Origin of the sequence: Pseudomonas sp. DrBHI1 (assembly GCF_002205115.1) — a bacterium.
Lineage (GTDB): Bacteria > Pseudomonadota > Gammaproteobacteria > Pseudomonadales > Pseudomonadaceae > Aquipseudomonas > Aquipseudomonas mosselii.
Genome location: NZ_NIBE01000040.1, coordinates 67,632 through 75,089, shown reverse-complemented (window position 1 = coordinate 75,089; position 7,458 = coordinate 67,632). Strand labels below are relative to the sequence as shown.

6 protein-coding genes are annotated in these 7,458 nt (G+C 64.6%); 4 read left to right on the top strand and 2 right to left on the bottom strand.

What is annotated here, in order from left to right; genetic code table 11:
• Positions 1-180: 180 nt before the first annotated feature.
• Positions 181-465 (bottom strand): helix-turn-helix domain-containing protein, encoded by a 285-nt coding sequence (locus CC207_RS06685; RefSeq protein ID WP_028688308.1) that lies wholly within the window; start codon positions 463-465, stop codon positions 181-183.
• A 49-nt stretch (positions 466-514) separates the two neighbouring features.
• Positions 515-847, bottom strand: a complete 333-nt coding sequence (locus CC207_RS06680) for a type II toxin-antitoxin system RelE/ParE family toxin (protein ID WP_028688309.1) — start codon at positions 845-847, stop codon at positions 515-517.
• Positions 848-1,123: 276 nt separating this feature from the next.
• Between CC207_RS06680 and CC207_RS06675 the strand changes: the two genes are divergently transcribed.
• From CC207_RS06675 to mdtD, 4 genes are all read left to right on the top strand, one after another.
• On the top strand, positions 1,124-2,920 hold the full coding sequence (locus CC207_RS06675) for an acyl-CoA dehydrogenase (RefSeq protein ID WP_062360187.1): 1,797 nt from the start codon (positions 1,124-1,126) through the stop codon (positions 2,918-2,920).
• Positions 2,921-3,093: 173 nt separating this feature from the next.
• Positions 3,094-4,536, top strand: coding sequence for a TldD/PmbA family protein (locus CC207_RS06670; protein WP_028688310.1), 1,443 nt, complete (start codon positions 3,094-3,096; stop codon positions 4,534-4,536).
• Positions 4,536-5,867 carry a TldD/PmbA family protein gene (locus tag CC207_RS06665; protein WP_069016026.1) on the top strand — a complete coding sequence of 444 codons (1,332 nt, stop codon included), beginning with the start codon at positions 4,536-4,538 and terminating at the stop codon, positions 5,865-5,867. Before CC207_RS06670 ends, CC207_RS06665 begins: the two co-directional genes overlap by 1 nt.
• Positions 5,868-5,991: 124 nt before the next feature.
• Positions 5,992-7,419, top strand: a complete 1,428-nt coding sequence (gene mdtD / locus CC207_RS06660) for a multidrug transporter subunit MdtD (RefSeq protein WP_028688312.1) — start codon at positions 5,992-5,994, stop codon at positions 7,417-7,419.
• The last annotated feature ends 39 nt before the right edge of the window (positions 7,420-7,458 follow it).

Below are 7,458 nucleotides of genomic sequence, written 5' to 3'. Positions count from 1 at the left end.
ATCGGTTCATCAGGCCGACCTGGTGAAAGTCAGGGCCTGCCTGACGGCAGGCCGTTACCGGCCCGCACACAAAAAATCTGACACTTCCTTTTTGTGGGAGCAACTGTCTTGCCGAGATTTCTCAACCTGGCAGCCCTCACCTAATCAGGAAAAGCCAGCGCAACTAAAGCGAAGCAACCATCACGCAGATTTCTTTTTCACCGTAAAATCGACTTCCAGATCGGCGTTCGCCAGGATATTCACCAGAGCATCCAGCGAGAACTTGTCTATCTTGCCGTTGAGCAAGTCACTCAAACGTGGCTGAGTCAGATGCAGTCGCCGTGCTGCGTCTTTCTGCGGCAGATCCCAGGATTGGACAATCCTGGTCAATACCCGCATCAGCTTCGCCCGAAGCCGCAGGTTCTCGGCCTCTGCGGGTGAGTCGAACAGCGCATCCCATACCGAAGTGGAGCGTTCGTTTGTCATCGCAAATCCCTCTGTGCATCCATCTCGTTCAAACACTGTCGACTCCAGCTCAGCAGGCGCCCAACAATTTGTATCGCGCTCTCGCCAGATCGATATCGCGCTTTTCCGTCTTCTCGGTCGTCTTGCGAAACGCGTGCAGGACATAAACCGCTTCTGGTCGACTCACGACATAGAACACCCGAAACGCCCCGTCCCGACACTTGATGCGGATTTCCCGCGTCCCAGGCCCAACGCTTTCCATTGGTTTCCAGTCGAAGGGAGCTTCACCGTCCTGGATCAGCTCCAGCTGATACCCGGCCCGCTGCCTTGCCACAACCGGAAAGTCCCGCAGGTCCTGCTTGCTGCTACCCAACCATTCGATTGGCTTTTGCCCGTCATGCATCCTGCACGCTCCCGCCAATGCACTCGCCTGGCTTGCCCATACCGGAGGCGTAAGCTCTCCATGAGCGGTAAAGATAAAACTATATCGATATCGATATAAGCGCAATTGCGTGACAAGGCTTTGCGACGGGTAACACCCATATCCATAGCGCCCGGCGCAACCCAAGGAGACCTGGGTGATGGCAACTTCTGCCCCCATATCACCCAAACCAATTAACCTGTCCCCTGCCCTATCACCTTGCCTAGACTCGCTGCATCCCGAACCAGGAATGCCGCCATGTCCGAGCAACTCCTCAGCAACCGCAACCTCGCCTTCGAGCTCTACGAAGTCCTCGACGCCGAGGCCCTGACCCAGCGCCCGCGCTTCGCCGAGCACAGCCGCGAGACCTTTGACGCGGCGCTGACCACCGCCCGCACCATCGCCGAGAAGTACTTCGCCTCGCACAACCGCAAGGGCGATGAACACGAGCCGCGCTACGTGGAAGGCCGTGCCGAGCTGATCCCGGAGGTGAAGCCTGCGGTCGACGCCTTCCTCGAAGCGGGCTTCCTCAACGCCAACCGCGACTTCGAAGTCGGCGGCATGCAGTTGCCCAGCCTGGTATCGCAAGCCTGCTTCGCCCACTTCCAGGCCGCCAACGCCGGCACCACGGCCTACCCGTTCCTGACCATGGGCGCGGCCAACCTGATCGAGAGCTTCGGCAGCGACGAACAGAGACGCTTGTTCCTGCAACCGATGATCGAGGGCCGTTACTACGGCACCATGGCCCTGACCGAACCCCACGCCGGCTCGTCCCTGGCCGATATTCGCACCCGCGCCGAACCCGCAGACGACGGCACCTACCGGCTCAAGGGCAACAAGATCTTCATCTCCGGCGGTGACCACGAACTGTCGGAGAACATCGTGCACATGGTCCTGGCCAAGCTGCCGGACGCACCGCCCGGGGTGAAGGGCATCTCGCTGTTCATTGTGCCCAAGTACCTGGTCAACGCCGACGGCAGCCTGGGGCCGCGCAACGACGTGCTGCTGGCCGGGCTGTTCCACAAGATGGGCTGGCGCGGCACCACCTCCACCGCGCTGAACTTCGGGGACAACGGCCAGTGCGTCGGCTATCTGGTGGGCCAGCCGCACCAGGGCCTGGCCTGCATGTTCCAGATGATGAACGAGGCGCGCATCGGCGTCGGCATGGGCGCGGTGATGCTGGGCTACGCCGGCTACCTGTATTCCCTGGACTACGCCCGCCAACGTCCACAGGGCCGCCTTCCAGACAACAAGGACCCGAACAGCCCCGCCGTATCGATCATCGAGCACAGCGATGTGAAGCGCATGTTGCTGGCGCAGAAGGCCTACGTGGAGGGTGCTTTCGACCTGGGCCTGTACGCGGCCCGGCTGTTCGATGACACCCACACCGCCGCGGATGCCGAGGCTCGCCGGCAAGCCCTGGAACTGCTCGATCTGCTCACGCCCATCGTCAAGTCCTGGCCCTCGGCGTTCTGCCTGAAAGCCAACGAGCTGGCGATCCAGATCCTCGGCGGCCACGGCTACACCCGCGAGTACCCAGTCGAGCAGTACTACCGCGACAATCGCCTCAACCCGATCCACGAAGGCACCGAGGGCATCCAGTCCCTCGACCTGCTCGGGCGCAAGCTGGCGCAGAACAACGGCGCGGGGCTCAAGCAGCTGATCCGCCTGATCGCCGGCACCTGCGAGCGCGCCAGCCATCACCCGAACCTCGATCCGTTGCGCCAGCCCCTGGAGCACCTGGTCAACCGCCTGCAGAGCGTGACCCTCGCCCTGCTCGGCGACCTGGCCAGCGGCAAGGTCGCCGGCGCGCTGGCCAACTCGGCGCTGTACCTCAAGGTGTTCGGCCACTGCGTGATCGGCTGGCGCTGGCTGGAGCAGGCCATTCATGCCGAGGTCGGCCTCCTCAAGGGCAGCGATCGCGACTTCTACCTGGGCAAACTCCAGGCCGCGCGTTATTTCCTCACCTGGGAAGTGCCGGGCTGCCATAATGACCTCGCTTTGCTCGAGGCCCGCGACGATACGTGCCTGGGCATGCAAGAGGGGTGGTTCTAGGCTTTGTACGAAAAGTCGCCGAGCGGCGATCAGGCAAGGCGAAAACAGGCGAGGAAGCGGAGTTTGCTGGTTGCAAATGAGCATTCCGAGCCTGTTTTCAACGCAGCATGATCGACGCGCAGGCACTTTTCGTATAAAGCCTAGGGGGAGCCACCGCACACACGGAGATTTCCATGTTCGACTCCAGCACCCTGCTGCGCCAGCGTTTTGCCGCGCTGCGCAGCACGGCCGAACTGTTCTCGCTTCGCCATGTGAAGCAATCGCACCAGTCACTGTCGGTTCGGCGCAACGTCGCCGAGCCGCCCTTCTTCAGCCAGGATGAAGGCGCCATGCTCACCGTGCGGGTGGAGGGCGTCGAGGCCTACGCGGCCACCGCCGACCTGTCCCAGGCTGGGCTGCAACGTGCCCTGGAGCACGCCGAGGCGCTGGCCCGACGGATCAAGGCCAGCAGCCTGCTCGACCTGAGCGGCCAGCCAGCCCCGGACGGACGCCACGACCATGTCTCGCCCAATTTCGAACAGCCCCTGCCCAACCTCGCCGAATGCCTGGACCTGCTGGCCGCCGAATCGGCCAGCGTGCCCATGGACGAACGCCTGGTGGACTGGCAGGCCAGCCTGGGCATCAGTGTGGTCGAGCAGACCTACCTGAACTCCGCCGGCGCCGAGCTGCGCCATGCCCAGCGCTTCGTCTACCCGGGCCTGGGTGTCACCGCCAGCGACGGCCAGGACAGCCAGAGCCGCAGCCTGGGCCGGGAGAACTTCGGCCAACAGGGCGGCTTCGAGGTGATCGAGCGCTGCGGCCTGGTCGGCGCTGCCCGCCGGGTGGCCGACGAGGCGCTGCAACTGCTGCTGGCACCGAATACCCCAAGCGGCCGGCGCGACCTGCTGCTGATGCCCGACCAGATGATGCTGCAGATCCACGAATCCATCGGCCACCCGCTGGAGCTGGACCGGATCCTCGGCGATGAGCGCAACTACGCTGGCACCAGCTTCGTCAAAGCCGAAGACTTCGGCCATCTGCAATACGGCTCGAAGCTGCTCAACGTAACCTTTGACCCAACCCTTCGCGAGGAGCTGGCCAGCTACAGCTTCGATGACGACGGCACCCCGGCCAGCAAGCAGTTCCTGATCCGCGATGGCCTGCTGGTTCGCCCCCTGGGCGGCGCTCTTTCGCAACTGCGCTCGGGCCTGGATGGCGTGGCCAACAGCCGAGCCTGCGGCTGGAACCGCGCGCCGATCGACCGCATGGCCAACCTCAACATCGAGCCGGGCGACCAGTCGCTTGAGCAACTGGTCAGCGGCATCGAGCACGGCATCCTGATGCGTACCAACCGCTCCTGGTCCATCGACGATGCGCGCAATAAATTCCAGTTCGGCTGCGAGTGGGGGCAGTTGATCGAAAACGGCAAGCTCAAGGGCGTGGTGAAGAACCCAAACTACCGGGGCATCTCCGCCGACTTCTGGCGCAACCTCTCGGCCGTGGGCGACAGCAGCACCTACCAGGTGCTCGGCACGCCCAACTGCGGCAAGGGCGAGCCTAACCAGGTGGTGCGGGTCGGTCACGCATCGCCCGCCTGCGTGTTCCGCCAGATCGACGTATTCGGGGGAGACGCCTGATGAGCACCCTGTACCAGCAACGCTTCGAAAACCTGCTCGACAGCCTGAACGCCGCCGTGCAACCGGGCGAGCAGTTCACCCTCGGCTACAGCGCCGAGCATTCGCAGTTCGTGCGCTTCAACCATGCCAAGGTGCGCCAGGCCGGACTGGTCAGCCAGGCCAGCGTGCACCTGCGGTTGGTGCGCGAAGGGCGTCAGGCCGAACAGCAGATCACCCTGGGCGACGATCCCGACCTCGACCAACGGCGTCTGCACGACGCCCTGGCGCAGTTGCGCCAGACCTTGCCATTGCTGGCGGTGGATCCCTACCTGAACCTCGACGACAGCGCCTGGCACAGCCATAGCCTGCTGGAACAGCCATTGCCCGAGCTGGACGCAGTGCTGGCCCTCATCGAGCGCGAAGCCGGTGATCTGGACCTGGTCGGCATCTATGCCGCCGGCCCCATCTGCCGGGGTTTCGCCAGTTCCTTCGGGGCCTTCGGCTGGCACCAGGCCAATAGTTTCAACGTCGACTGGAGCCTGTTCCACGCCAACGGCCAGGCAGTCAAGGCCAACTATGCCGGGCAGACCTGGAGCGGCGAGGCCTTCGCCGCGCGCCTGCGTCAGGCCCGCGAACAGCTGGCGTACCTGGGACGCCCGGCCATCACCCTCAAGCCCGGCAGCTACCGAGCCTACCTGGCGCCGGCGGCAATGGACGAGATCGCCGGGATGCTGTGCTGGGGCGGTTTCTCCGCCCAGGCCCTGGCCACGGGCAACAGCCCACTGCAGCGCCTGTACAACGGCGACGCGCAACTGAGCCCAGGAGTGAGCTTCAGCGAGCAGGTCAGCGGCTCGCTGAGCCCAGCGTTCTCCGACGAGGGCTCGCCCCGTCGCGACCTGCTGTTGATCGGCGAAGGCCGTGCGCTGGAGCGGCTGGTAAGCGCCCGAAGCGCCGCCGAGTTCGCCCAGCAGGCCAATGGCGCAGACAGCCACGAGTCGCCGTGCGCGCTGAGCCTGGCGCCGGGCAACCTGCCTGGCGAAAAGATTCTGGAGCGTCTGGGCACCGGGCTGTACATCAGTAACCTGTGGTACCTGAACTATTCGGACCTGCCTGCGGCACGCATGACCGGGCTGACCCGCTTCGCCACTTTCTGGGTGGAGAACGGGCAGATCCAGGGGCCAGTGAGCACCATGCGCTTCGACGACAGCCTGTACAACCTGCTGGGTAGCCAACTCGAAGACCTGACCCAGGAGCGCGAGATGATCCTCTCGACCAGCACCTATGGGCAACGCAGCACCGGATCGAGTCATCTGCCGGGGGCGTTGGTCAAAGGGCTGACCCTGACATTGTGATCGGCAGGATCGGCCTCATCGCTGGCAAGCCAGCTTCCACCATGACCGGCATGCGGTGCCCCTGTGGAAGGCGGCTTGCCGGCGACGAGGTCGGCCCAGGCAACACAGGACATTGAGGTAACCCATGCCCGAACGCGCACCACTGGACCCTGTCACCGCCCGCTGGATCCCCTGGGTGGTGGCCATCGCCTTCTTCATGCAGTCGCTCGACGGCACCATTCTCAACACCGCGCTGCCGGCCATGGCCCGCTCGCTGGCCGAGGACCCGCTGCGCATGCAGGGGGTGATCATTGCCTACATGCTCACCGTGGCTCTGCTGATCCCGGCCTCGGGCTGGATCGCCGACCGTTTCGGCACCAAGCGCATCTTCTTCAGCGCCATCCTGCTGTTCAGCTTCGGTTCGCTCTTGTGCGCCATGGCCAACAGCCTGGCGTTCCTGACCCTGGCCCGGGTCATCCAAGGCCTGGGCGGCGCGTTGATGCTGCCGGTCGGGCGCCTGGTGGTGCTGCGTGCCTACCCACGCTCGGAGCTGGTGCGGATCATGAGCTTCATTACCATCCCCGGCCTGCTCGGCCCGCTGCTGGGTCCGACCCTGGGTGGCTGGCTGGTGGAGATCCTGACCTGGCACTGGATCTTCCTGCTCAACCTGCCGGTGGGCGCACTGGGCTGCTATGCGGTGTGGAAGTTCATCCCCGACCTGCGCGGGGCTGAACGCACACGTTTCGATACCCCAGGTTTTTTGCTGTTCGGCGCGGCAATGGTGCTGATCACCATTGCCATGGAAGGCCTGGGCGAACTGCACCTGCCGCACCTGCGAGTGATGCTGTTGTTGTTCGCCGGCATGGCATGCCTGGCCGCCTACTGGTTGCGCGCCGGGCGTGACCCGGAACCTCTGTTCTCGCCCTCGCTGTTCCGCGTACGGACCTTCGCCATCGGTATCCTCGGCAACCTGTTCGCCCGCCTGGGCAGCGGCGCCTTGCCCTTCCTCGTGCCCTTGCTGTTGCAAGTGGCGCTGGGCTATTCGCCGGCCCAGGCCGGCATGAGCATGATCCCGCTGGCGGCGGCGGCGATGCTCGCCAAGTCCATCGCCCGGCCGCTGATCGAGCGCCTGGGCTACCGCATCGTGCTGACCGGCAACACCCTGCTGCTGGGCCTGCTCCTGGCCAGCCTGGGGCTGGTCGACGAGCAGACACCCTATGCCGTGCTACTGGTGCAACTGGCGCTGCTGGGGGCGGTCAACTCGATGCAGTTCACAGCGATGAACACGGTGACCCTGATCGACCTCGACGATGCCAGCGCCAGCAGCGGCAACAGCCTGCTGTCAGTGGTCGCGCAACTGTCGCTGAGCCTGGGCGTGGCCTGCGCCGGTGCCTTGCTCGGCGGCTTCACCGCAGCCGGCAGCGGCGATGGCGTGCAGAGCACCTTGGGCGCCTTCCAGCTGACCTTCGTCACCATCGGCGTGATGGCCATGCTGGCGGCGGCGATCTTCCTGCAACTGGCACCGACAGACGGAAGGCGCGCTCGTCGTCCGGAAGAGCACGTCGAGTCGTAGGGCGAATGGCCATGAGGCTGGTAGACTGTGCGACATTTT